The organism is Niastella koreensis GR20-10, assembly GCF_000246855.1.
Classification (GTDB): Bacteria; Bacteroidota; Bacteroidia; order Chitinophagales; family Chitinophagaceae; genus Niastella; species Niastella koreensis.
Genome location: NC_016609.1, coordinates 6,857,850 through 6,883,474 on the forward strand (window position 1 = coordinate 6,857,850; position 25,625 = coordinate 6,883,474).

The 25,625-nt window shown below is 45.2% G+C and carries 18 protein-coding genes; 6 read left to right on the forward strand and 12 right to left on the reverse strand.

The window, feature by feature from the left end; translation table 11 throughout:
* Positions 1-2: 2 nt before the first annotated feature.
* Positions 3-3,248, reverse strand: coding sequence for a SusC/RagA family TonB-linked outer membrane protein (locus NIAKO_RS27065; protein ID WP_014221648.1), 3,246 nt, complete (start codon positions 3,246-3,248; stop codon positions 3-5).
* 823 nt (positions 3,249-4,071) lie between these two features.
* Here NIAKO_RS27065 and NIAKO_RS27070 point away from each other — a divergent pair.
* Positions 4,072-4,623 carry a nucleotide exchange factor GrpE gene (locus NIAKO_RS27070; protein ID WP_014221649.1) on the forward strand — a complete coding sequence of 184 codons (552 nt, stop codon included), beginning with the start codon at positions 4,072-4,074 and terminating at the stop codon, positions 4,621-4,623.
* A 24-nt stretch (positions 4,624-4,647) separates the two neighbouring features.
* Complete coding sequence (gene dnaJ / locus NIAKO_RS27075; protein WP_014221650.1) at positions 4,648-5,811, forward strand: molecular chaperone DnaJ; 1,164 nt, start codon at positions 4,648-4,650, stop codon at positions 5,809-5,811.
* 125 nt (positions 5,812-5,936) lie between these two features.
* Here dnaJ and NIAKO_RS27080 read toward each other — a convergent pair whose 3' ends face one another.
* From NIAKO_RS27080 to NIAKO_RS27100, 5 genes are all read right to left on the reverse strand, one after another.
* A complete protein-coding gene (locus tag NIAKO_RS27080; RefSeq protein WP_014221651.1) occupies positions 5,937-7,697 on the reverse strand; it encodes a vWA domain-containing protein in 1,761 nt (586 codons plus the stop codon).
* Positions 7,698-7,779: 82 nt separating this feature from the next.
* Entirely contained in the window at positions 7,780-8,316 is a 537-nt protein-coding gene (hpt, locus tag NIAKO_RS27085) for a hypoxanthine phosphoribosyltransferase (RefSeq protein WP_014221652.1), read from the reverse strand.
* Between the two features lie 3 nt (positions 8,317-8,319).
* Positions 8,320-9,552, reverse strand: a complete 1,233-nt coding sequence (locus tag NIAKO_RS37240) for a glucosaminidase domain-containing protein (protein ID WP_014221653.1) — start codon at positions 9,550-9,552, stop codon at positions 8,320-8,322.
* 12 nt (positions 9,553-9,564) lie between these two features.
* A complete protein-coding gene (locus NIAKO_RS27095) occupies positions 9,565-10,203 on the reverse strand; it encodes an O-methyltransferase (protein ID WP_014221654.1) in 639 nt (212 codons plus the stop codon).
* 539 nt (positions 10,204-10,742) lie between these two features.
* Entirely contained in the window at positions 10,743-12,290 is a 1,548-nt protein-coding gene (locus NIAKO_RS27100; protein WP_014221655.1) for a sodium:solute symporter, read from the reverse strand.
* Positions 12,291-12,550: 260 nt separating this feature from the next.
* Here NIAKO_RS27100 and NIAKO_RS27105 point away from each other — a divergent pair, with 260 nt between their 5' ends.
* A complete protein-coding gene (locus NIAKO_RS27105) occupies positions 12,551-13,090 on the forward strand; it encodes an LOG family protein (protein ID WP_041349442.1) in 540 nt (179 codons plus the stop codon).
* 78 nt (positions 13,091-13,168) lie between these two features.
* Here NIAKO_RS27105 and NIAKO_RS27110 read toward each other — a convergent pair whose 3' ends face one another.
* Positions 13,169-13,744 (reverse strand): hypothetical protein, encoded by a 576-nt coding sequence (locus tag NIAKO_RS27110; protein ID WP_014221657.1) that lies wholly within the window; start codon positions 13,742-13,744, stop codon positions 13,169-13,171.
* Positions 13,745-14,364: 620 nt separating this feature from the next.
* Between NIAKO_RS27110 and NIAKO_RS27115 the strand changes: the two genes are divergently transcribed.
* The gene (locus NIAKO_RS27115; protein WP_014221658.1) at positions 14,365-14,766 is read left to right on the forward strand and encodes a response regulator; all 402 of its coding nucleotides are present in this window, start codon (positions 14,365-14,367) and stop codon (positions 14,764-14,766) included.
* A gap of 44 nt (positions 14,767-14,810) precedes the next feature.
* Positions 14,811-15,878, forward strand: a complete 1,068-nt coding sequence (locus NIAKO_RS37245; protein WP_014221659.1) for a sugar transferase — start codon at positions 14,811-14,813, stop codon at positions 15,876-15,878.
* A gap of 416 nt (positions 15,879-16,294) precedes the next feature.
* Here the strand turns inward: NIAKO_RS37245 and atpC are convergent, their stop codons facing one another.
* Positions 16,295-16,552 (reverse strand): ATP synthase F1 subunit epsilon, encoded by a 258-nt coding sequence (gene atpC, locus NIAKO_RS27125; RefSeq protein ID WP_014221660.1) that lies wholly within the window; start codon positions 16,550-16,552, stop codon positions 16,295-16,297.
* Positions 16,553-16,677: 125 nt separating this feature from the next.
* On the reverse strand, positions 16,678-18,177 hold the full coding sequence (atpD, locus tag NIAKO_RS27130; protein ID WP_014221661.1) for a F0F1 ATP synthase subunit beta: 1,500 nt from the start codon (positions 18,175-18,177) through the stop codon (positions 16,678-16,680).
* A 418-nt stretch (positions 18,178-18,595) separates the two neighbouring features.
* On the opposite strand from atpD, the gene NIAKO_RS27140 reads away from it, so the two are divergent.
* Positions 18,596-19,759, forward strand: coding sequence for a hypothetical protein (locus NIAKO_RS27140; protein ID WP_041349448.1), 1,164 nt, complete (start codon positions 18,596-18,598; stop codon positions 19,757-19,759).
* A 79-nt stretch (positions 19,760-19,838) separates the two neighbouring features.
* Here NIAKO_RS27140 and NIAKO_RS27145 read toward each other — a convergent pair whose 3' ends face one another.
* From NIAKO_RS27145 to NIAKO_RS27155, 3 genes are all read right to left on the reverse strand, one after another.
* Positions 19,839-22,877, reverse strand: coding sequence for an efflux RND transporter permease subunit (locus NIAKO_RS27145; RefSeq protein WP_014221663.1), 3,039 nt, complete (start codon positions 22,875-22,877; stop codon positions 19,839-19,841).
* Positions 22,878-23,007: 130 nt separating this feature from the next.
* The gene (locus NIAKO_RS27150; RefSeq protein WP_014221664.1) at positions 23,008-24,063 is read right to left on the reverse strand and encodes an efflux RND transporter periplasmic adaptor subunit; all 1,056 of its coding nucleotides are present in this window, start codon (positions 24,061-24,063) and stop codon (positions 23,008-23,010) included.
* 142 nt (positions 24,064-24,205) lie between these two features.
* The gene (locus NIAKO_RS27155) at positions 24,206-25,567 is read right to left on the reverse strand and encodes a TolC family protein (RefSeq protein WP_014221665.1); all 1,362 of its coding nucleotides are present in this window, start codon (positions 25,565-25,567) and stop codon (positions 24,206-24,208) included.
* Between the last annotated feature and the right edge of the window lie 58 nt (positions 25,568-25,625).

Here is a 25,625-nt window from a genome sequence, read left to right on the forward strand (position 1 = left end):
TGTTAGAATGTTACGTTTACGCCAAACAGGTAATTCTTCTGGTTTGAAGGGAAGTTACCAAAGTCGATCCCGAAGTTCGTGTTGTCACGAAGATCTGAACCGGTTAACTCCGGATCAAGGCCGGTATACTTGGTAATGGTGAACAGGTTGGCCGCCTGGATGTATACCCGCAACCGGTCGATACCGAATTGTTTTATTTTGGCTGAAGGAATATTATAACCCAACACCATTGACTTACACTTCAGGAACGAACCATTTTCAAGATAATAGCTGTTGAAATTGGTAGTAGTGCTAAAGTTGGCGCCACGTTCCAGCCGGGGCACCTTAGCGCCGGTGTTGGTGGGCGTCCAGGAATTGAGTGCCGCATCCTTACTCATAGCACCGTCAAACACCTGGGGAAAATCGGTCCAGTAACGTACATAGTTTATAACGTCATTTCCTACAGAAGTATAAAAGAAGGCCGAGAAATCGAAGCCTTTATAACTTGCTTCCAGGTTCAACCCTGCAGTGAATTTAGGATTGGGATTACCAAAGAATACGCGATCGCTGTCGCTGATCTTACCATCACCGTTTGCATCTTTGAACTTGAAGCGGCCGGGTGCTGCAGCGTCCTGTTTAGGCGATTTGTTTACATCATCATCGCTTTGAAACAGGCCTACTACCTGGTAGCCATAGAAAGCGCCCAAAGCCTCTCCTGGCTGCAGCCGGGAGAAAGCGCCAAAGCGGTTTGAACCCGAACTTACCTGGTCGTAATATTTAATACCGCCGGGCAGGCTTTTCACTTTGTTGTTGTAAGAGGTGAATGTACCGGTAATGTCGAACCGGAAATCATTGACATTACCATGGTAGGTAGCGGCAATATCAATACCGGTGTTCTGAATATTACCAGCGTTCACGAACGGCGCAGGAGGGCCGCCGGCAGTTGCTGCCAGATTTGGGGTAAACAGCAAACCACTGATGGCTTTTTTATACCACTCCAGTGAGAAGGTCAGCTTGTTTTCCAGCAAATTCGCATCGAACCCAACGTTGGTAATGATGTCTTCTTCCCAGGTAGTTTGCCGGTTACCATTCTGACTGTTATAAATACCCAACGTAGAAGTATTGTTGGTACCATTGATATCGTAATAAGAAATGGGTGCCGACTGCGTATACAGGGTGTAGGCGTTGGTAGGATTGATATTACTGATGGAGCCCAGTTTACCCCAACCACCGCGCAACTTCAACTCGTTTAACCAGCTTACGCTTCCAAAGAACTTTTCGCGTGAGATGCGCCAGCCGGCTGTAACAGATGGGAATACACCCCAGCGCTGGCTTTTATCAAACACCGAAGAACCATCACGGCGTAAAGTACCGCTCAACAGGTACCTGTCGTCGAAATTGTAATCAACCCGGCCGAATTGTGAATAGAGCGAACTCTGAATAGGTGTAGCCGGATTTTTGTTATCGATGTTTGTACCGCCGTTGATGTTCAGGTTACCTGTTACCTGGCCATTGGGCGGGCCAAATAACAAGGTCCACAAACTTGGATCAACTGTTAAGTTACTTGGGCCTGTTAATGGATATCCGTTTCGTGTTCCAAACATACCACGCTGGTAGTTATTGATGGCTTCGGTACCCACCAGCACTTTTATGTTATGACTTTTGATCTGGGTGTTGTACGTAAGGGTGTTGGTCCAGGTCCAGCTGGTGTTGTACATATAGTTTTCAGTAAAACCATTCGGGTTCTTGTTGTTCTCTGCATTTTCATAAGCGGTATAAGAGAACATATTCCAGTAATGGTTATCGAAGAAACCACCGAAGCTGGTGCGTGCGGTGAAGTGTTTCAACAGATCAACTTCTGCAAACACGTTGCCCTGCACCTGCCAGTCGTTATCCTTATTATTGGCAGTACGCCTTAGCTGGGCTACCGGGTTTTTTGCATTACCCAGCCCCTGCGATCCGGTTCCGGCAAAATTGCCTTTGATATCATACACAGGAATAAGCGGGCTTTCGCGATAGCTCATGGAAATGGCGTTGTCCTCGTCCTGGTTGTTATCGGGCAAACCCGGGTTACGCTTGTAGAACACATAGGCATTCTCACCAATGCGGATCTTATTGTTCAGATTGAACGTTGTATTGATACGGGCGGAATACCGTTTCTGGTACGTTTCGATCATGGTACCCTGTTGATCGAAATAGTTTACTGATAAGTAGAAAGTCGATTTGTCGGTACCCTGTGAAACAGCCAGGTTATGGCTGGTGATGGGCGCTGGTTTAAAGATCTCATGGAACCAGTCGGTGCCCACTTTATTCGTTTTGGTGATCTGGTTATCGTACAGTTTGTACGTTGAGGGATCGGTGTTGGGATCGCCTTCCTTGGCGGCGGTAGGTGTAATATAATCGGGAATAACCGGGGTATTGCCGGTGCCCAATTGTTTGTGGCCCGGGGTAAGTCCGCTGTTCAGATACCCTTGTTGAATGGCATTGGCCGTTTCCTGGGTATTGGCAATGTTAAAGCCATCTTTCAGCGGACGTTGTGTACCCAGATAGGCGTCGTAGGTAACCCTTACTTTGCCCGACTTACCGCGTTTGGTGGTAACCACAATTACGCCGTTTGAACCACGCACCCCATAAATGGCGGCTGCGCCGGCGTCTTTCAGTACCTGGATGGACTCGATGTCGTTCACGTTAATGTCGTGCAGGTTACCCTGTGTACCATCGATGATCACCAGGGGATCGGTTGAGCCTACAGAAGTAATACCACGGATCCTGATGTTGCTGTTACCGCCCGGAGCACCGGAGGTAACAACCGTTACACCCGCGGCCTGGCCCTGTAATGCTTTTTCAGGGGTGCCCGTGGGGATCTGGCGCATGTTATCTACTTCTACTACTGCCACCGAACCGGTAATATCTTTTTTCCGTTGGGCAGTGTAACCTGTGATAACTACTTCATTCAAATTGGAAGTAGCTGTTTTCAAAGACACATTCAGCACGATATTACTACCAACGGGCATCTCCTGCGGCTCGTAGCCAACAGAAGAAAACACCAACAATGCGGAAGTACCAGGAACTGAAATGGTAAAATGTCCTTCCCCGTTGGTTTGTGCAGCAACGTTCGATCCTTTCACCGTCACCGTAGCGCCGATGATGGGTTGATTGTTCGAATCCGTTACTTTCCCAGTAATAGTTTTTTGCTGAGCAAGAATCGTTGTGGCAGGTAATAGCAATAGTATGGCTAGCCACAACCTAACAGTTAGCTTTGAGGGCATAAATGATGATTTTGTGAAATGTTTGGTTGTGAAAATGCTGTAAACTAAAATTAGCGATTAATCAGGTTCACCAAAATAAAAATTCACGTTTTTGATACACCGTTAGTACCTGTTATTTATCCTGTAATTTTTTATATGTTTTATCTATTGATAATTAACACCACGATAAATAGATAACGTAACATATATCAATAACCGGTATTATAATTAATTTGAAGAACCACAATTAAATGTATCCGATTTAGAGCTGCGGTTGAGGGAATCTGCTGCAAACGGTAAAAAAATGGTTAGTTTATGTTAAAACTGTATTGTGCTATAATGTTTTGCATAGTGAGTTGTCAGTAGTGAGTAGTGAGTGGGCTCGCGACATTCCAGGCAAAAAACAAGATGCACCGCCTGAAATTTATTGCTGACTACCGCGCAGGGGTGTATTTGCTTATTACGCCGGCAGGCGGATAAAGCTTACAGCCTGTATTCGCTTTCAGCTTCAGGCTTTAGGCTTTGAGAAGTATTTGCTTGCGGCTTGTGGCTTGAAGCTTGCAGCTGTTTCCCTTTTCTAAGCTACCTTTGCGCCGCCCGGGGAAACCAATCAGCTTCCGCGTCAGAAGCGGTTGTTGAAATAAGACAATTTGACTCCCCGGAGCCTACTGGCAAAATAATTGACAGATATAGCTTTACCAGTGAAAATTGGTATTTTTAGCGCCGCCGTTAAGGCAGCGTCACCGATGACGCAAAAAAGACCGGTTCCGGACCTCTATCGGAAGCGGTTTTGACCGTCAATATTGCAGTTTTTGAAAAGTGAATAAAACACTAAGCACTAGTTATGGCAGATAATGAAAAAAACAACGGTACAAATGCCGGGATGGACATTAACACCGACGAAAGCATCAGCGGCACTTCGCATTTGAACGAACCAGTGGCCAATGAAGACGAGGTAGGCAAGTTGCAGGCGGAAATTGCCGAACTGAAAGATAAATACCTGCGCCAGGCAGCTGAGTTTGAGAACTTTAGACGCCGTACCGCGAAGGAACGCGTTGAAATGATAAATACCGCTGGTAAAGAGGTTATCACCTCCCTGCTGGAAGTACTGGACGATTGCGACCGCGCCGAAAAGCAATTACAAAACAGTGACGATACCCAATTGAAAGAAGGTATTCAACTGGTATTTAACAAGTTAAGAAGCACCCTCCAGAACAAGGGCGTAAAAGCCATGCAAACCATTGGTTCTGATTTTAATCCGGACCAGCATGAGGCCATTACCGAAATTCCGGCCCCCACACCAGCCATGAAAGGCAAGGTGGTTGATGAGGTTCAGAAAGGTTACTTAATGAATGATAAAATTATCCGCTTCGCCAAAGTGGTGGTGGGGAAATAAATCATATAAGCATATTAGTATTCTATGTCGAAAAGAGATTATTACGAAATATTAGGGGTTTCAAAAGGCGCATCGCAGGATGAGCTCAAAAAGGCCTATCGTAAGGTAGCCATGCAGTTCCACCCTGACCGTAACCCTGGTGATAAAGCAGCGGAAGATAAGTTCAAGGAGGCTGCCGAAGCCTATGAAGTGCTGAGTGATGCCGACAAACGCGCCCAATACGACCGTTTTGGGCATGCCGGCGTACAGGGTAATGGCCGTGGCGGCTATGGCGGCCAGGGCAATATGGAAGATATCTTCAGCCAGTTTGGCGATATCTTCGGCGACGATATCTTCGGAAGCTTTTTTGGCGGCGGCGGTGGCGGCGGAAGAAGAGGCGGCCAGCGGATGCGGGGTGTTCGTGGCAGCAACCTACGGATCAAGATCAAGCTGACGTATGAAGAGATCGCCAAAGGCGTTACCAAACAGGTAAAAGTAAAAAAACACGTACCCTGCAGCACCTGCCAGGGCAGTGGAGCAAAAGATAAAAGCAGCGTACAAACCTGTGGCACCTGCGGTGGCAGTGGACAGGTTCGCAGGGTTTCCAATACCTTCCTGGGTCAAATGCAAACGGTAACTACCTGTCCGCAATGTAACGGAGAAGGTACTACCATTACCGCTAAATGCGGCAGCTGTAAAGGCGAAGGAAGGGTATATGGCGAAGAAACCGTTACCCTCGATATTCCTGCCGGCGTCGGCGAAGGCATGCAGCTGAGCCTGGGTGGCAGGGGTAATGCCGGTGAACGCGGCGGCCCTCCCGGGGACCTGATCGTATTAATTGAAGAAGAACAACATAAAGACCTCCACCGTGATGGATTGAATGTGGCGTTCGAGCTGCATATCACTTTCCCTGATGCCTGCTTTGGTACTTCTGTTGAAGTGCCTACCATCGATGGCAAGGCCCGTATTAAAATACCTGCCGGTACTCAAAGCGGTAAGATCTTCCGGTTGAAAGGCAAAGGCTTCCCTGGCGTAAACTCTTACGAAAAAGGCGATCAACTGATCTATGTGAATGTATGGACGCCACAAAACCTGTCGGCCGAAGAAAAAGCACAGCTGGAGAAAATGAACAGCTCGCCCAACTTCAAACCACAACCTGAAAAGTCTGATAAAAGCTTTTTTGATAAAGTGCGGGAAATGTTTTCTTAATGTGATAATTAGCTGATGTGATAATGTGATAATGCCTCTGCGCGGCTATCAATTTTGAATAAAGAAAGGACTGTATTTAGTTAATAGCTGCACAGAAGGAGTTATCACATTATCGAATTATCAAATTAGCTAATTGGTTTCTTCCGTTTTCTTATTTTACTGTAGATTTTCTTAGCCTTCTCTACAATGGTGATAAACTCCTGCTGAATGGCGTCCTTCGGATCTGCCGACTCAGTAGCGAGTTTTATTACATCGCTCCACGTATACTTTTGCGCATACTTTGAATCCTTCAGCAGACCGGCAAACATGGCAACGGATGAAGCAAACCGGTAGTCGGCCGGCAGGCTCGCAAAGGAGGTAACATTATACGGACAACGATAACTGGTATAGCGTTGTAAGGTATCGTTGGGTAGTTTATAACGCACATTTATTTTAGCCAGGTTGGGCATATTTGTAACAGGCTGACCAGCTGCAAAAACGGGTTCCAGTTCAAACAAGGCAATCACCGAATGGCCCGATCCTACTTCTCCCCCATCCAGCTCGCTCACCGAATCAACCAGCGCTTTCCATTTGTTGTCAAAACCAATTAACCGGTATTGTTTAACCAGGTCGGCATTGAAATCAATATTCAGGAAGGCATCATCCGCCACACTGTACAGCGTTTGGGTTAACTCCTTCACCAACACTTTTTCGGCCTCCCGTTCATTATCGAGGTAAGCAAAATTGCCGTTCCCTTTTTTCGCCAGCACCTCCAGTTTCGAGTCTTTATAATTACCCATCCCCACCCCCAAACAGGTTAAATAAATACCTGATTGCTGGTGCAGGGTGATTAGCTTTTCCAGCTCATCATCGCTTGTTTGGCCTACATTAAAATCGCCATCGGTAGCCAAAATAACGCGGTTGTTGCCCCCCTTTATAAACTGGCTTTTAGCCAGGTTGTACGCGGTTCTGATGCCAGACTCTCCCGGGGTTGAACCACCAGGGTAGAGGTCTTCGATAGACTTCCGGATCTTTTCTTTTTCCTTGCCCGAGGTAGGTTGCAGCCATACGCCAATTGTGCTGCCATACACTACTATGGAAATGGTATCCTTATCGCGCAGGTTATTCACCAGTAAGGTAAAGGCCGATTTCAACAGGGGCAGGCGGTTAGGCATATCCATGGAACCGGAGATATCTATCAGAAAAACAAGATTGCTTGGAGGTATTTTCTCCGGATCCAGTTTGCGGGCCGAGATCTGCAATGTGAGCAACTGGTTTGTTTTATTCCAGGGGCATTCCGATACGTAGGAATGAAACCCGAATACACTATCCTCAGGCGGGGGAAGGTATTTAAAGCTGAAGTAGTTCAATAATTCTTCGGTACGCACCGCATCGGGCGGCACGGTGGTATTCATATTCAAAAAGCGGCGCACATTGCTGTACGATGCCTTGTCGGTATTGATGGCGAAGCCGGTTTCAGGATATTTCTCGGCCAGTACAAATTCATTTTCCAGTAACGAATTGTAAGTTTCCGTGCCTACCGTCCAGTTACGCCGTTCACCAGGTTTTAAATTGCGGGTAAAGGAAAGCAGCCGGTTCTTTTGCAGATTGGCCGAGGTGTATAATGTTTTTAAAACAAGAGAATGAAATTTGGCGGTTTCCAGTTTTATGGAGAGCGCCTGGTAGCCGTCGAGCGTAATCGTAACGGAATCCACATGTTTGGTGGTCATAATGCCAAATGAGCCACTGCTTCCCGAAGAATATATATACCCGGTAGAGTGAAGCAAAATGCGTGCATTCGACAGAAGATTATTCTTTTCGTCCCTGATTTCACCACGCAAATAATACTGCGCATGCGCGGTAATTATAAACAGGAAGGAGATTAATATGGCGTACGCATGTTTCAATATGTTGATGTAGATTACGTAGCGTTCCGGTTAACAAGTCTGGTCGGCCGTTAACTGATGCAACTGAATATCATATCAACTCTTACTCAATCAGCTTGTAGATTTCCGGAATATTTCTACCCAATCCGTCATAATCAAGGCCATACCCTACTACAAACTTGTTCGGGATGGAAAAACCAAGGTAATCGATGGTAATGGGAAATACCGTTGCTTCGGGTTTGTGCAGCAGTGCTACAATTTTTAACGAGGCAGGTTGCTGGTGGTGTAACTGAGGTAAAAATTCGCTGAGTGTTTTGCCAGTGTCTACTATATCTTCTACAATTACCACATCCCGGCCAAACAGGTCCATATCGAGGCCAATAGCTGTTATTACATGGCCGGTTGATTTTGTTCCTTTATAAGAAGCGAGCTTTATAAAACATACTTCTGCATCAATATGAAGCTCCTTATACAGGTCGGCAGCAAACATAAACGAGCCATTCAATATTGCAATGAACAGTGGTTTTTTGTCACTGTAATCTCTATTCAGTTCGCCCGCAATTTCTTTTATACGGCCGGCAATCGTTGAAGCACTAATGTACGGTTCAAATTGTTTGTCGTGTACGCGAATATCACCCATAAATCAGTTTTTGTAAATAACCAGTTCCTGTCCAATTTTCAGGTCATTACCAGTCAGCTTATTCCATTCTTTGATTTGTTCTACTGTAATACTATATTTTTTCGCAATACTAAACAAAGTTTCTTTTTCCGCAACCACGTGAATAGTGCCAGATACAGCTGATGAATTACCGGGCGTAATCTGGGTAGGCGTTTGGAGCGCTAGCGGCGGTGTGGGAGTAGGTGTTACCACCACCACTACGTCTTTTGCCAGTTTAGGCATTTCCGGTGCTTTTCCCTGCAAATACAATTTCTCGCCTGCGGCCGGTTCACCCTGGTCTTGCAAATGGTTGTAATTAATCAGGTTTTCGAGGCGGATCCCTTCACTCTGGCTGATATCGTACAGCGTTTCGCCCGGCAGCACCACATGAAACTCCTGGCCCCCTTCCCTGCGTTTACGTTGTACAAACACTAACTGGTCCTGCGCCAGCACATCGTCTTCCTCTTTATCAAATTCATTAAAATCAAGCAGGTGTTTTAATGAAATGTCGAACTGCTTGGCTATGCCCAGTAAGGAAGTACCGGCTTTGGCAAAGATCACTTTGGTTCTGTTGATCTTGAATTCACCGATGGGGTAATCAACCACGGGTTTGGGCCCCATTGGGATCTGTATTGCTACTCCGGTGCCGATATTCACTGGTTTGCCACCACCTGCCAGCACCTCATCCTTGGGCGATAACTTACCCAGGGCAATGAGCGTGTATTGTTGCAGGTTGTAATCTTCTATGTATTTGATAAGAATCTGCGGGTACTTGGGATTGGTAGCATAGCCCGCTTTTTTCAGTCCGTATGCCCAGTCGCTGTAATTGGCAGGGTCTAATTGAAATAAAAAGGCATAGCGTGAACCATTCTTTAAAAAATCGGAATGATCGATATACGACTGTTCCGGCCTTTCATAACTTCTAAAGCACTCACCGCGTGCATCGTCGTCGTGATATACTTTCTCGCCTTTCCAGGTGGCCTGGCATTTTATACCGAAATGGTTGTTCGATTTAATTACCAGGTCGCTTTTGCCTGCCATGCTTTCATGAATGCCCTGGGCCAGGGTAATGGCAGCGGGCACGCCACTGCGTTGCTCCTCGCGGATGGCGATTTCTTTATACGTATTTACATAATCTACCACATCGCTGCTGCGCTGTGCCCGAACATTAAGTCCCTTTATTGCGAAAAAAGCTGTTACAACCAGTAAACGTTTCAACGGTATCCTGTTTTATTTTTTTCTAATCATTAATAATCCATCCCGGATGGTTAGCAACACCTTGTCAACCCGAACATCCTGCAACACATATTCATTGAATGCCTGAATGGCTTTTGCATTTTTGCCAGATACTGGTTGCTGAAGCACCTGACCATGAAAAAGCACGTTATCCGCAATGATAACGCCGCCAGGCCGCACCAGTGGTAACACCAACTGATAATATTGGGTATAACTTACCTTATCTGCGTCAATAAAAACCAGGTCCCAGGTTTCCTGCAGCTCCGGGATTATGGTTAACGCGTTCCCAATATGCAAAATTATCTTCTCTGCGTCAATTGACCTATTGAAATTTGCCTGGGCTACAGAAGCGTCCTGATCCCTAAGCTCAATTGTATGTATTTTCCCATCTTTTAACAACCCTTTTGCAAGGCAAAGGGCGCTATAGCCGGTAAAAGTGCCTATTTCCAGTATGCGCCGGGGCTGCAACAGACAGCTGATCATTTCCAGGAATTTCCCCTGTACATGACCACTTAACATATGGGCATGGAGATGCATAGCCTGGGTAGTGGCGGCTATCTCCTGTAAAAGCGCCTCATCTGGTGAGGAGAACTGACTTGCATAGGCTTCTGCAAGCGGATCTATTATGTCCAATGTTGAATTTTGGGCAAAAGTAAGACAGTAGGAAAACAGTTGAAAGTTTAAAGTTGAAAGCAGAGGCTATCCGGTTTTGAGTTGCCGGTTATTAGGTTCGTAAGTTTTTAGGTTATTGAGTTCAAAGGCTCCAGCCGGAGTCAGGGGCTGGATTTCCATTATCACATTAGCCATTATTACATTATCACATTCCTCTTGCTTAGCCCTCGGTCGGGAGTAAAATATCCATTCACCTTCAAAAAATGGTCTCCCGACCTCAGACTAAACACTCCAGCTATCGTAAATATTGTATGGGTAATTTTTTACACTTTTCAAGGATGGTTTGCATATTGTACCATGTGACTTTCTTCGTTTATTGTACAGCGGTAATTGCATGGTACGTATTAAACGAGGTATTTTGGATTTTAGTTTATGAGTTGTTCATTTTTTTGAATGCATAAGTGTAACCATGGTATTAAAATTTATATGGCATATAAAACAATAAACAAAAATGCCCCCCCGATAAACCGGGGGAGCATTCGCGATATTTTTAATACATCTTACAAATGAACCGGTTCATCCAATAATGTTTGCGGAGTAGCTTTTTTTGAAATACTATATAAACCAAGGTATGTAAGCAGTCCGTTTATGATAAGCAACTCGATGCCCACCTGGTAGCCAAAGAACAATTGCACTGAATACTGCTTGATTAAATAACATACAATTGGCGCGGCCAGACAAATAAAGGTAATCGCTGCTGACTGGGGCAAAGATCTTTTACTCAGGATGCCAAATGCGAAAAGTCCCAGCAGCGGCCCGTAAGTATACCCGGCCAGATCAAGTATTTTATCAATGATACTACGGCTTCCTATCTGGTAAAAAATCATAATGCAAATAAGGAAGATCACGGTAAATGAAAGGTGTACTGTTAATCTTAATTTCTTCTGTTGCTTTTCGGTAAGATCGGTGCGGCGCTTCAGCCCCAGGATATCTATACAAAAAGAAGAAGTGAGTGCAGTAAGTGCGCCATCGGCGCTGGGAAATAAAGCACTGATAAGCGCAATAATAAAGATGATAGAAATGGCCTGCGGCATCATTTCCAATGCCATTGTGGGAAACAGTTTATCGCCGATGATGTTTTTGCCTTCTGCAATAAATTGCATGGAGGTTCCGGACTGACCATAATGGGCGCCATGATCCATAGCATACAGGTATAACAAACCACCCAGCAACAGGAACAGAAAATTCACCCCGGCACTCACCAGGTTAAAGGTGATCATGTTCTTCTGCGAATCCTTCAGGGTTTTTACACTGATGTTCTTTTGCATCATTTCCTGGTCAAGCCCGAACATGGAGATGGTGATGAAGGCCCCGCCAATGATTTGCTTTAGAAAAAATCCGCCACTCCGGGGGTCTGTATTAATAATTTTGGCATATCCCTTGTCGGTCAATGTTCGCATGGCATCCCCTACCGAAATATGCATGTTATTTAAAATATACACTACTGTTGCCACCAGCCCTACCAGCATCAGGGTTGTTTGCAGCGTATCGGTATAAACAATGGTTTTTACCCCGCCTTCAAACGTATACAGCAAAATCATCAGCAAAATAATAAGCGCAGTAACAACAAAGGGAACACCAAAGCTTTTTAAAATAAATTCCTGCAATACAAAGATCACCAGGAACAACCGGGCAGTGGCGCCTACGGTGCGGGAAATAATAAAGAACAACGCGCCAGTTTTATAGGCAATGGTACCGAACCGCTTTTGCAGGTAATTATAAATGGAAGTAAGGTTCATTTTATAATACAGCGGCAACAGCACAAAAGCCACTACCAGGTAACCAAAGAAATAACCGATCACTACCTGGAAATAAGCAAATCCTTTATATCCATCACCCGCAAAATCACCTACAGTACCCGGCACAGATACAAATGTAACCCCGCTCAGTGATGTACCCACCATACCAAAAGCCACCAGCATCCAGTTTGAATTGCGGTTACCAATAAAGAACGAATCGTTGTTCGAATTCCGCGAAGTAACCCACGCAACAACCAGCAACAAAACAAAATAACCGATCACAAACGAGAACAACAGGGATGCAGACATAATGTAAAGATGATTAAACGGTTCATTAAAGCCGGATAAGTTATTGCGCTAAAAGCCTGACCAGGAGACGGTTTGCAATACAGGGTCTTTTCAACTGGTTATTTTCATAATGACATCCTGTTCACTATTCCCTTTCTTCCTGTTCAAACTTAGGGTCTGAAGGTAACAAAAATGTGTTTTACTATTGCTGATAATCCATTTATCTTAGTGGCTGACAGGCATTTTTTTAACAATATATGCCGGTGATAAAAACAGCCAACATGAAGTTAGAATCGGTAGTAGTTTTTTGCGGATCGAAGAACGGACAGAACCCCAATTATGTAAAGCAAACGACAGAACTCGGCAAGCTCATTGCCTTGCTGAACCTGCGGATGGTGTATGGGGGTGGTAAGGCCGGGTTAATGGGGGTAATTGCCGATTCTGTACTGGCCAACGGTGGCAAGGTGATGGGCGTAATTCCTAAAATTCTTACCGAATGGGAAAGCCAGCACACCGGGTTAACGGAACTGTTTGTAGTGCCTGACATGCATACCCGAAAAAAGATGATGTACGAAATGGGCGATGCCGCCATTGTATTGCCCGGCGGTTTTGGCACCCTCGACGAATTATTTGAAATGCTTACGTGGAATCAACTCAAGATCCACGATAAGAAAATATACATCCTTAACACCGATGGTTTTTATAACCACCTGCGGCTGCACTTACAACAATTGAAAAAAGAAGGTTTCCTGTATGAACTGCCAGAGGAACGCATCATTTTTTGTGATACGCCGGTAGAAATATTTAATAAGATTGGTTGACAGGTTAACACGTTGATTGGGTAAAATAGCCCTTTGCCTTTTGCCCTCTGCCTTTCTCACCACTGCCTGCTGCCTTTATTAAAAACCAACATTATATCCAAAGTTAAAGAAGGCGCGGTTGCCATAGGGGCTGCGCACATTCTGTAACAGATCGTAATTGGCGGTTACAATAAAAGCTCCCCTGCCGGCCGGGATGGCCGCACCTAAGCCGCCTAATAAAGAAGGAACGATCTTGTTAGGTAGTTTTTCATCGGGTTCCCCATTATAAAAATGATACTTCAGCCAGGTATAGTTGGCTTCGGGTTGTACCTGCACAAAAAGATATTCAATCGGGTAAAAGCGGCCGAAGACATTCAACCCCGTCACACCATATTGTTCTTTATAATTCTGATTAACGTCGCCAAAGTCATATTTATAGCTGGAATATAAAAAGTTGATACCGGCACCGGCAGCCACATAACGGTTAAACCGGTAGCCTATTTGTGGCGATACATTTACCAAAGTTGAATAATTACCAAAGGCCAAACCAAAATTACCGCCAAAGAACAGTTTGCTTTTATCGAATCCGCTTTTTCCTTCCCCCTCCCCGTCCTGAGCCACAGCTACAACACTGCAAAATGCCAGCAAACAGGCAGCCAATAGATATTTCTTCATAGCCATTAATTTAATATGCAAATTAGCAAATGGAAAATGTGAAAATGAAATACATCACGTGAGTGCTTCGCACGAGCCATAAATATTATTCACATTATCAGAAAGCTCTGTATTCCATTTGCAAATTTGCACATTTTCACATTTGCTAATTGGTTTTATGTGTTAAGATGTTGGTAATAGCTCAAAACACGGTGTATATCAATGATTAAGATAATATTGGGCAGCTATGTGGATAAATACTGCATATTCGCCTGCATTTATATAATTATCACTTACCGAACACCTTACACCTGAATAATTATAAGCATAGCTGCCGTACCCACTCCGGGGTATTTGATTTATTGGGTTTTGTTATTACTTTTATTGTGTCCATCCATTGAAAGCCATAAGGATTAACTGTTTGTAGCTTATCAACACCACAAATCCTTGGAAATTCCCCACATACCTGGTTAACCTCAAAGTGTTAATCTGACAATCCTGTAAAGCCGTTTTTGCATCAATTAATCTGATTCCTGCCAGCCATATGTCCTGGGAGTATTATTTCAATACCTGTGCGAACCGTACGTATCCATACGTCCTGTAGAAAACAAACTATTGTTTTCAGCATATAACGTACGAGAATGAAAAGAGTAATACTGGCTATTGATGACAGCAAAGCAATAAGGTTCTTATTGCACACGGTACTTGGAAAAGATTACCAGGTAGTAACCGCCCCTGATGCCTGTTCGGCCATGTTCTGGTTAGCGAAAAAGAATTTGCCCGATCTGATTATCGCAGATCCGCAATTGCCCGATGTACAGGACTGGGAACTGATCGCCGAATTTTCATCGAGCGCCATTTACCGGGATATACCCCTGATTGTTTTGTCGTCACTGGATAAAGATGTCATTACGGCTAAATGCCTTAAGTATGGTATAGCCGATCATTATACAAAGCCCTTTAACCCGCTCGAATTAAATGAAACGGTCAAAAAACTCATGAGCAGGGTGGCTTCAAAATTGAATGAGAACGAAGTGAACTAAGCGAAAGCCGGTTTAACCGGGATTGAAAAACAAAAACTGATGGGATGGAACTAACACTACCTACGAAAAAAATTATTAATACGTACAAGCGCTATAGTTTGCCTGTTGAGAAAGAACCAACTGATGTAACAAAATTGCAGTTCTTTTATATAGGTACGCAAACCCGCTATACCGAAAAACTGCAGGAATACTTTGAGTTCGGTTATACTACCAGCAGTGCGGATAATGCTATTAATACCTTAAAGCGGCTGCTGAAGAAAGCCGATGAAGTGACCATTCCCTCCATGGTGATTGCCGAGGGAACGCTGGGCACGGATCAACTGGTAGAGCTGCACAAATACATTTACAGCCATAAAATAATGGCCGATGTGCCTTTTATTGTTGAGGTAACAGGACTGGCCAAGGAGGAGTTAAACCGCTTTAAACGGTATACGTTTATTGATGAACTGTTATACCTGCATGAATTTACGGCCCCTGCCCTGGTGCGTAAGCTGAGCTTTCTGCAAAGAATGAAACAAAAGCGGGTACAACAACCCGAGGCCTGTAAAGTGGAAACTTTCTTCCCCAAATATGCCAGCGTAAAGGGATTGGTAAAAAGAGGGCTCGATCTGCTGATCGCTTCTGTGTTCCTGGCAGTACTGGGACCTTTAATGCTGCTGATAGCACTGGCGGTAAAACTCGATACGGGTGGACCGGTATTATATGCAACTTTAAGAACCGGCCGGGGTTATCGCATCTTTAACCTGTACAAGTTCAACACTATCGTGCAGGATGCGGCGAAAAAGAAAGCTGGTCTTACCATCAGCAGAGTTGGCCTTTTCCTGCGCAAAACCAGTCTTGATGAGCTGCCTCAGTTACTGAATGTATGGTGGGGAGATCTGTCGCTGGTTGGTCATCGCGCATTGCCGTTATATGAAGCAGAAAGATTAACCACAAATGACAATGCCCATCACTTTCTGGCTCCCGCTGGTTTAACCGGCTGGCAGGTGCAGAAAAACGGCAAGGTGGTTATGCCGGTTGAAGCGCCGCTGGCTCCGGCAACCGACAAGCTCTACGATATCTGGCTGATGGCCAACAAGCCTGCAGCCGCTATTCAAAAGTCGAACGCCTGATTTACATATTGCACGATTATTCAGCCGATCCCCTGCCCTGCCCTACTGGCGGGGGATTTTTCTTTGGTCGCCGAAGCTTTAGCGTAGGCGGCTGACTCTCACAAGAGAAATGAAGAATGAAAAATTAAAAATGAGGAATGAAGAAGGCGAAGAATGTTGAATATTGAATGTCCAATATTGAATGTAGAAGTAGAAATACAGCTTTGATTCAGCTTCCGCGTCGCGGCCCTTTGCCCTTTGCCTTTCCCACCGCTGCCTACTGCCCACTGAATCCCGATAGCTATCGGGAGCCTACTGCCTCTTAATGCCTGCCGTCTGCCTTACCCACCTACGCTAAAGCTTCGGTGGGCGAAGAAAAAAAATCCCCCGGTAAAACCGGGGGATGTATAGTTGATTTCAACTGAAATTATTCCTTCTTATCCTACAGTGGAAGCGCCTTCTACCAGCACGGTAACTTTATTATTTACCACTTCAACAAAACCACTTTGGATTTCATAAAAAGCCAGGTGATTGCTTTTATCTTTTAACACTTTTACCCTTCCGGATGCAAGTGCGCTTACCAGCGGAGCGTGTTTATCAAGCACTTCAAACTTACCGGTTATCCCAGGCAGTTGAACGCCATACACCTCACCACTGAACAGCTTTTTCTCCGGAGTTAAAATCTCTAAATTCATAATGTGCTAATTTGCTAATATGCTAATGTGCTATTGGGTTATATCAGTAGCGCATTTTGCTAATTGGGTAATTATGCTTCTTATTGATCTCCATTAGCTAATTATCTAATTAGCTAATTAGCTCATTAACCTTGTGCCTGCGCCAACAGCTTCTTACCTTTTTCGATGGCATCATCGATGGTACCAACCAGGTTGAACGCTGCTTCAGGATACTCATCTACTTCACCATCCATGATCATGTTAAAGCCACGGATAGTTTCTTCGATGGGAACCAGTACCCCTTTCAAACCGGTAAACTGCTCAGCCACGTGGAATGGTTGTGACAGGAAGCGTTGTACTTTACGGGCGCGGAATACGGTTTGTTTATCTTCTTCACTCAACTCATCCATACCAAGGATGGCGATGATATCCTGTAACTCTTTATAACGTTGCAGGATCAGCTTCACGCGGTTAGCGGTGTTGTAGTGAGAATCACCAACAATGGCGGCAGTAAGGATACGGCTGGTAGAATCCAGCGGGTCAACCGCAGGATAGATACCTAAGTCAGCGATCTTACGGCTTAATACGGTAGTAGCATCCAGGTGGGCGAAAGTAGTAGCCGGAGCGGGGTCAGTTAAGTCATCCGCAGGTACGTATACCGCCTGTACTGAAGTGATAGAACCATTTTTAGTTGAGGTGATACGCTCTTGCATCAGACCCATTTCAGTAGCCAGGGTTGGTTGGTAACCTACCGCTGAAGGCATACGTCCCAACAGGGCCGATACTTCAGAACCAGCCTGGGTGAAACGGAAGATATTATCTACGAAGAAGAGGATGTCGCGGCCTTTGCCTTGTCCATCACCATCGCGGTAGTATTCTGCGATAGTAAGACCACTCAGGGCCACACGGGCGCGGGCGCCTGGGGGCTCGTTCATTTGTCCGAATACGAAAGTAGCTTTTGAATCGCTCAGTTCTTTCATATCCACTTTGCTCAGATCCCAGCCACCATGCTCCATGCTATGGATGAAATCTTTACCATATTTCATAATGCCTGCTTCGATCATTTCACGCATCAGGTCATTACCTTCACGGGTTCTTTCGCCCACACCGGCAAACACTGATAAACCAGAGTATGCTTTCGCGATATTATTAATAAGCTCCTGGATCAATACGGTTTTACCCACACCAGCACCACCGAACAAACCGATCTTACCGCCTTTTGCGTATGGCTCAATCAGGTCAATTACTTTAATACCCGTGAACAATATTTCGGTAGAAGTGCTCAGGTTTTCAAATGCAGGGGGCTTGCTGTGAATAGGACGGCCACCAGCTTTTGGTACAGCAGGTAATCCATCGATAGGATCGCCGGTTACATTGAACAAACGACCTTTGATAGCTTCACCGGTTGGCATAGCAATAGCAGCGCCGGTATCTGTTACAACCATTCCCCTTACCAGGCCTTCAGTACCGTCCATGGCAATACAGCGTACGCTGTCTTCACCAAGGTGTTGCTGTGCTTCCAGCACCAGTACTTCACCGCTTGGGCGCTTCAATTCAAGCGCGTTATAAATTTCAGGGAGTTTTCCTTCAAACTGCACGTCCACTACAGCACCGATAATCTGCTTGATCTTACCAACATTTGGCATAATATAGTTTGATTTTGCGTGAGCGTTTAATTAGGGTTTTGATTTACAACGCTTTACCGGCGCTTTCAACCAAAATTTTCAATTTCGGCTGCAAAGGTAAGTGAACGAGGTCTATTTTAGTATTTTAAACGGGGAGATTTTTTGTAAAGTGCCGCCAAAAGCCAGTTCCAGGTTCCAGGTCTCAGGTTCCAGGTCTCAGATTGGCTGGTATGTGTTTTATAAGTCACAGTTATCAGGGTCCCCCCAACCAGCCGGGGCAGGCTTTGCAACCTGTAACCTGTAACTTGTAACAATACTATAAACCAACAATCTATACACGACATCCGACAACCGGTTACGGGAAACAGGAAACTTTTTACCGCTTTTTCGCTTTATTTGTACTTTGAATATGGACTATGCAGTATCCTTATATCCGAACATGCAATTAACTGAAGTTACTACTGCTACAGCAGCCAAAGATTTCATCAGGGCCAATGTTGAACTAAATAAGTCCAACCCCAATTACATCCGTCCGCTCGATAAAGATGTGGAAGAGGTTTTCAATCCTGAAAAAAACAAGTCATTCCGCCATGGCGAATGTACCCGCTGGGTTTTATACAACAATGATGGTCAACATATTGGGCGCATTGCCGCTTTTGTAAACAAAAAATACAAAAACAAGGGTGACGAATTTCCTGTAGGGGGTATCGGCTTTTTTGATTGTATAAACGACCAGTTTGCCGCCGATATGCTTTTTGACGTGGCCAAACATTGGTTACTGCAACGGGGCGTAGCGGCTATGGATGGCCCCATCAACTTTGGCGAACGCGACCGCTGGTGGGGATTGGTAACCGAAGGCTTCCAGGAACCACTGTATTGCATGAACTATAATCCGCCGTATTATAAACAGCTTTTTGAAACCTATGGGTTCCGCCCGTTTTTCAACCAGATCTGTATTGGCATAGATCCCAAGAAAAAGCTCAGCGATAAAATGCACGCCCGGCACGACCAGTACGCAACCGCCGATTACCGGTGCATTCCCATCGATAAAAAACAGATCGAGAAATTCGCGGCCGATTTCGCCTATGTGTATAATAAGGCCTGGGCAGGTCATGGCGGACTAAAGGAAATGAAGAAAGAACAGGCAATCATCATGTTCAAAAAAATGAAAGTGGTGATGGATGAACGCATCATCTGGTTTACTTATCATAAGGAAACGCCCATTGCCATGTTCATTAACCTGCCCGACCTGAACCAGTGGTTCAAATACCTGAACGGGCAATTCAGCTGGTACCACAAATTGAAATTCCTGTGGATCAAAAAAACCAAACCCTGTAAGAAATGCACCGGGCTGGTATTTGGTATCGTACCGGAATTTCAGGGCAAGGGCATCGATGCCTATATGATCGTTGAATCGGGCAAGGTAATTCAATGGCAAACCCCGTATACCGAATACGAAATGCAATGGATTGGTGATTTCAATCCCAAAATGCTGAACGTGGCTGCCAGCCTGGGCGATACCTTTCGCAGCCGCGTGCTGACTACTTACCGTTATTTGTTTGATAGAACGAGAGAATTTAAACCACACCCGCATATTAGCTAAAAGCTATTTATAACACAAGAGGCAACCAGTTACCGGGTTGCCTCTTGTGTTTTGATAGAGCTACTTCTACTTTCAACCACTACTCCCCTATCTTAGGTGCTAATAACTTATATAACACAGGAGTAACAATTCTCGTCAACAAAGTAGAACTAATCAATCCGCCAATAATCACCAACGCCAGGGGCGAATACAGGGGATTGTTTTCCATTACCAATGGAAGTAATCCACCGATGGCTGTTAAGGTGGTTAAAATGATGGGCACAAAACGTGTTTCACCCGCCTCCTGGATGGCTTTGTCGAGGCTCATTCCCTGTTTGCGCAACTGATCGGTATAATCAACCAGCAGAATAGAGTTCTTTACTTCAATCCCGATCAACGCTATCAACCCAATCACGGCCACAAAGGAGAAGGTATTTCCTGTTGCTAACAACATCAACACCGCGCCAATAATCCCCAATGGTATTACTGATAATACGATCAGCGTTCCGCGGAATGTTTTAAACTCCAGGATCAGGGTGCCCAAGATGCCGAATACGGTTATCAATACAATCGTTCCCAATCCACCAAAGCTTTCCTGGCTGGCTTCCACTTCACCGGCCGCCACGTAATGCGAATTGGGTGGGAAATGCATGGAATCCAGTTGTTTAATGATGCCTTCGGTTAATTTACCGGTATTAAAACCGCTTTGCACAAAAGCCGTGGTTACGGTAAAGCGGTCTTTATCATAGTGTTTAATGGTAACGGGCGAAGTCTCAAAACGAATATCGGCCAGCTGGTTCAGTGGTATTGAGGCGCCTTTCACACTGGTGACATATATTTTGCTGAACGCATCAAAGGTTTGGTGGTCGCCACGCGGCAGGGTAACCGTAATGTTGTATTCATCGCCATTTTCTTTTCTGAAAGTGCCGATGTTCAGTCCAGCCACCGTCATGCGAATGGTGCGATCGATATCATTAATAGGTACGCCTAACAACCCTGCTTTTTCTTTATTCACTTTTACCTGCAGATCGGTTTTCAGGGTGGTGAGCTCATTGTTTACGTAAATAGTGCCCGGTGTTTTCTTTAACAACGCTTCTACCTTAAAGGCCAGACTGCGCAGGGTATCCAGGTCTTCACTAAACAGGCGGATGGCGATGGGCGCTTCCACCGGCGGGCCCTGTTCAAAATCCTTTACCTCAATTTTTGCATTGGGGTAGTGTTTGAATTTTGTCCGCAGCTGATCTATCAGTTTTCTTTTCTCCGCAGGCGGCGTTGCTTTCAACTGTACAAATAATTGCGCATAGTTGCTTACTTCGTTTTGCGGGATCACGTTGTAATAGATCCGGGGGTTACCGCGGCCTACATTGGTAGCGTAATTCTTCAGATCGGGAATGCTCTTTATTTCACTTTCCACATACCGCGCTACCTGGTCCGTGGCAGCCAGACTGGTACCCAATGGGGTTTCAATGTTTATCAGGAACATTGGTTTTTCTGAAGCGGGGAATACACTAAACCCTACCACCGGTACCAGGGCTATTGATCCAGCAAAGATCGCCAGGGCCACCAGTAAGGTAGTAACAGGGCGCGTAATAGCGGTATGTAATAAGCGGCGATACGAACCACCAATGAACTTTTTCAAGCCACGCAGGAACAGGTTGCCTTCGGGGTTTTCGTGACTGCTTAAAATGCGGCTCGACAGGAACGGTACAATCGTCAATGAAACAAACAGCGAAGCCAATACGGTGGTAACTACTGCGGCGGGTAAACTGCGAATAAAATCCCCTGCCCCTTCGGGTAAGAACATCAGCGGTAAAAAGGCAAAGATCAATGTCACGGTACAACCAATAACCGCCAGGCCTATTTGTTTGGTGGCCGTCATGGCTGCTTCGCGCCGGCTGTAACCCATCCGCAGATAACGCTCTATGTTCTCCACCACCACAATACTGTCATCAACCAGCAAACCCAACGCTACCACCATACCTACAATACTCAACTGGTTAATGGTTATGCCAAACATATCCAGCAAAAACAAACCAATGGCCAGTGACAGCGGAATGGAAATCATCACCACAATGGAAGCCCGTACGCCTAATGGCAACAAGGTCAGCAACACCAGGAAGATGGCAATGGCAAAGTCACGCGTAAAACCACCCAGCCGGGTATGAACACTTTTGGCGTTGTCAAAGCTTTGTTCGTAGGTTATGCTCTTAGGCAGGTCATGCTGAAATTTCTCCAGCACGGGTTTTATCTGCTTCTCCACATCAAAGATGTTGGTACCCATTTTACGGCTGGCAGTTACAAACACGCCGCGTTTGCCATTCAGGCGGCCTATATAAGTCTGTTCCTCGTAATTCCAGTTTATTTCGGCTATATCTTTTACATACACCAGTTTGCCATTTACATTACTAACAATGGTGTTCTTTATTTCTTCTACACTTTTATAATCGCCACTGGTTTTTATGTTGAACTTCTTCTCCCCCATTTCAATACTCCCGCCAGGAATGTTCACATTCTCACTTTGAATAGCGCCCAATACTTTGTTGAGTGGAATGCCATATTGCGCCAGTTTTTCCAGTTGCAGCGATACCCGTACCTGTTGTTGCGGAAAAGCCCAGTTATCAACGTTCTTCAACGACTTGATCTTTTCCAGCCGTTCTTTCAATTCCTTGCTCCATTCTTCCATGTCTTTATACGGCGTGGTTTCGCTCATAAGGGCTATTTGCAAAATGTTTACATCGGCCGGACTGAACTTTAAAATATTGATATCGGTAACATCCCGCGGCAGTTGGGCTTTCAATGCATCTACTTCTCTCACTACATCCTGGTACTTTTTATCGGGATCGCTTTCATATTTAAACTCTACCTGGATTACAGCCAGGCCATCATCTATGCGGCTGATGATGCGCTTGATGTCATCCAGCTCATTCATCCTTTTTTCAATGGGGTCAACCACCAGTTCTTCCATGTCTTTTGGACTGGTACCGGGATACACCACAACTAAACTAAAGGTGGGCGCCTGAAAGTCGGGGTCTTCACCCCGGGGCATATTCAGCAGCGAATTAACGCCTATGGCTATCAGCATCACAAACACAATGAGTGTGAACTGATAATTTTTTACTGAGAAGTCAGTTATTTTCATACAATGAGAATTTGAGAATGGTAAAAAGCTTAAAGCCTAAAGGTTAAAGCAGAAAGCAAATACAGCTATAAGCTGCAAGCAATACACCACAGCGCGGTGGCCGCGATGGCTTATAGCTTAAGGCTTATAACTATTTAATCACTTTTACGAATGATCTGTCTGTGAGGTAACCTACGCCCTCTGTTATCACCTCATGCGCACTATCCAAGCCGCTCCAAATGGCCGCTTTGTTGTTTTCCAAAAAGGCGATGGTCACTTTGTTTTTGGTAACGGTTTTGCCATCGGCATTTACGGTGTACACATACCCTGTTTTATCAGTGGCTTCGGTCAATGCTTCTACCGGCACCAGGGTTACGGTTTGTTCACCGGTTGGCTGCAACTTCACCGTAGAAAATAAACCGGCGGCAAAGCGGGCAGTACCTGGTAATACTTTTACTTCTATTTCATAGGTCCCGCTCGATACATCTGCACCCTGTGCTATCTCAGTGATAATACCGGTAAATGTTTTGTTGGGATAGGCGTCTATCTCTACTGAAGCCTTTTCCCCTTTCTTTAGCACGGCCCAGTCTTTATCTGATACCCCAAACCTGATCACCCAATCGTTGCCGGCTGTTCCATTGAACTGAAACACGGGTGTACCAGGATTAGCCAGCTCGCCTTCATTCATTAATTTTTTAAGAATAGTACCATTCTCTGTAGCGCGGATCTGCGCGTATTGCTGGTTGAACCGGGCAATGCGTAAACTTTCTTCAGCAACTGATAACTGTGTGTTGGCGTTCTGCACCTGTTCCAGCGTAGCCACCGTATCGTTGTATAAATTCTTTACTCTTGTTACATCGCGTTGTACTTTTTCAACACCCTGCGCCGCCTGTTGTACCTGGGCATTTATCTCAGTAAGATCGAGTGTCGCCAACAGTTGCCCTTTTGTTATATGATCGCCTTCCTTTACATAGATCTTTGAAATAATGCCGCCGATTTTAAACGAGAGCCGGGCTTCGGCTGTAGAAGCCATACTGCCTGAATATTTTAGTACCGGTGCATATTGAGTTGTAGTTACGGGCGACACTTTTACGGCAATGGCTTCATCAATTACATCGGCTGCTTTTGCATTGCTTTTGCAGCTTGTTAATACCACCGCTGCGGAAGCGATCAAGAAGATGGTTAAGGGAAGATATATGCGTTTCATTTTAATTTATTTTATAGTTAGTTGCATCAGTTTGATTGTGAGTTGTCAGTGGTGAGAGGTGAGTGGTGAGTTAGCTCGCGACATTTCGGACTAATAACCGATCTTACGCCGTCTGAAATCCTTTGCCCTCTGCCTACTGCCTTTAAAATTTATAAGAGGCCGTCGCTCTTTCCAACTCAGCTGCACGTGTCAATACGGCCAATTGAGCCAGGGAATAGTTTAGTTCAGCACTGGTTAATTGGGTGCGGGCATCAATCAACTCTATTTGCAGGGCCTGTCCTTCGCGGAATCTTCGCTCTGCAAAGCGGTAGGTTTCTACTGCGCTTTGTACTTCATCATTCAACGCTTCCAGCGTTTGAATGGCCGAGCGGTAATTATTCATCGCCATGCGCACCTGTAAGTTTAGTTGTTGTTGTACATCTTTATACTGGTTGCCGAGCGCATCCAGGTCCAGCTGCGATTGTTGGATCTTGTATTTATTATCGTTGGCTTTAAACAGGTCCCACTTGAATTGCAGTCCGCCTAACTGGTAAAACTGATCGCTGTTGAATTTGAATCCATACCCCTGAAAACCGATATCATAAAAAGCATTGAGTTTAGGCACCAGGTAATTGCGGTTCATCTTCATACTGGTACCCACTACTTTTTGCGCGCTCTGTATTTTGGTAAGCTCTTCGCGATTGGTAGTTACTTCCAGTGCGGCGGGTATGCTGGTATTTGTTCTTTCCAGTAATGTGGTATCGAAAGTAACCGGCGCCTCCAGGTTTTCGTTCAACAGACAATTAAAATACGCGGCGGCATTTAATTGTTGATTGGTAGCAGTAATAAGCGAGGCCTTAACCTGGCTTACTTGCGCCTTTGCGCGCATTACCGATTCTTTGGTGCCTACATTGTTCTGAACAAACTTTTCGCTTACCCGTAAATTTTCACTGGCCAGCTTCAGCGCATTATTATAGATGTCTACCGCTTTGCCTGCCTGCAGGTATTGATAATAGGCTTCTTTTATGTTTTTAACCAACTCACGTTTGTAGATCTCGATATCTACCTGTTGGGTATGAATTAACTCCTGTTTGATGGCTTTGTTATAATAGATGTCAGTGTTCACCAGTGGCAAGGATACTTCCAGGCGAGTGTCGTGAAAGTCGTTTGGCAGGAAGTTGATCTTCTGGTTGGCAACCTGCGGAAACTTGCTGGCGCCGGTTAACTGGTTTAAAGTAGAATACACATTGTTCAGCAGGTCGCCAATGGGAATATCCTGTGTACGGCCACCTGAAGCCAGGGTGTATTGCGAGTTCAAACTGGCCTGTGGATAGAACAGGGTCTTCGCCCTTTTCAGGTCCACTTCGGCTTTTTGCAGGTCGAACGATTTCTGGTGAAGGGCCAGGTTTGTTTCCAGTCCCTTTTTAATATAAGTATCCAGGATGGTGGTTTGCGCCAGGGACGCCTGAGCAAAAAGCATCCCCGCAACCCCGATTACTGCCGGGATTGATAGACTTCTTTTCATAAGTCGATCTGTTTTAAATTATAATGTAAATATTATTAACACTGTAAAGCATTGGAGT

Excerpts from the sequence above, each read along its gene's own strand:
- NIAKO_RS27065 (WP_014221648.1), bottom strand. The coding sequence starts at position 3,248 with ATGCCCTCAAAGCTAACTGTTAGGTTGTGGCTAGCCATACTATTGCTA.
- NIAKO_RS27070 (WP_014221649.1), top strand. The coding sequence starts at position 4,072 with ATGGCAGATAATGAAAAAAACAACGGTACAAATGCCGGGATGGACATT.
- dnaJ (WP_014221650.1), top strand. The coding sequence starts at position 4,648 with ATGTCGAAAAGAGATTATTACGAAATATTAGGGGTTTCAAAAGGCGCA.
- hpt (WP_014221652.1), bottom strand. The coding sequence starts at position 8,316 with ATGGGTGATATTCGCGTACACGACAAACAATTTGAACCGTACATTAGT.
- NIAKO_RS27100 (WP_014221655.1), bottom strand. The coding sequence starts at position 12,290 with ATGTCTGCATCCCTGTTGTTCTCGTTTGTGATCGGTTATTTTGTTTTG.
- NIAKO_RS27105 (WP_041349442.1), top strand. The coding sequence starts at position 12,551 with ATGAAGTTAGAATCGGTAGTAGTTTTTTGCGGATCGAAGAACGGACAG.
- NIAKO_RS27110 (WP_014221657.1), bottom strand. The coding sequence starts at position 13,744 with ATGAAGAAATATCTATTGGCTGCCTGTTTGCTGGCATTTTGCAGTGTT.
- NIAKO_RS27115 (WP_014221658.1), top strand. The coding sequence starts at position 14,365 with ATGAAAAGAGTAATACTGGCTATTGATGACAGCAAAGCAATAAGGTTC.
- NIAKO_RS37245 (WP_014221659.1), top strand. The coding sequence starts at position 14,811 with ATGGAACTAACACTACCTACGAAAAAAATTATTAATACGTACAAGCGC.
- atpC (WP_014221660.1), bottom strand. The coding sequence starts at position 16,552 with ATGAATTTAGAGATTTTAACTCCGGAGAAAAAGCTGTTCAGTGGTGAG.
- atpD (WP_014221661.1), bottom strand. The coding sequence starts at position 18,177 with ATGCCAAATGTTGGTAAGATCAAGCAGATTATCGGTGCTGTAGTGGAC.
- NIAKO_RS27140 (WP_041349448.1), top strand. The coding sequence starts at position 18,596 with ATGCAATTAACTGAAGTTACTACTGCTACAGCAGCCAAAGATTTCATC.
- NIAKO_RS27145 (WP_014221663.1), bottom strand. The coding sequence starts at position 22,877 with ATGAAAATAACTGACTTCTCAGTAAAAAATTATCAGTTCACACTCATT.
- NIAKO_RS27150 (WP_014221664.1), bottom strand. The coding sequence starts at position 24,063 with ATGAAACGCATATATCTTCCCTTAACCATCTTCTTGATCGCTTCCGCA.
- NIAKO_RS27155 (WP_014221665.1), bottom strand. The coding sequence starts at position 25,567 with ATGAAAAGAAGTCTATCAATCCCGGCAGTAATCGGGGTTGCGGGGATG.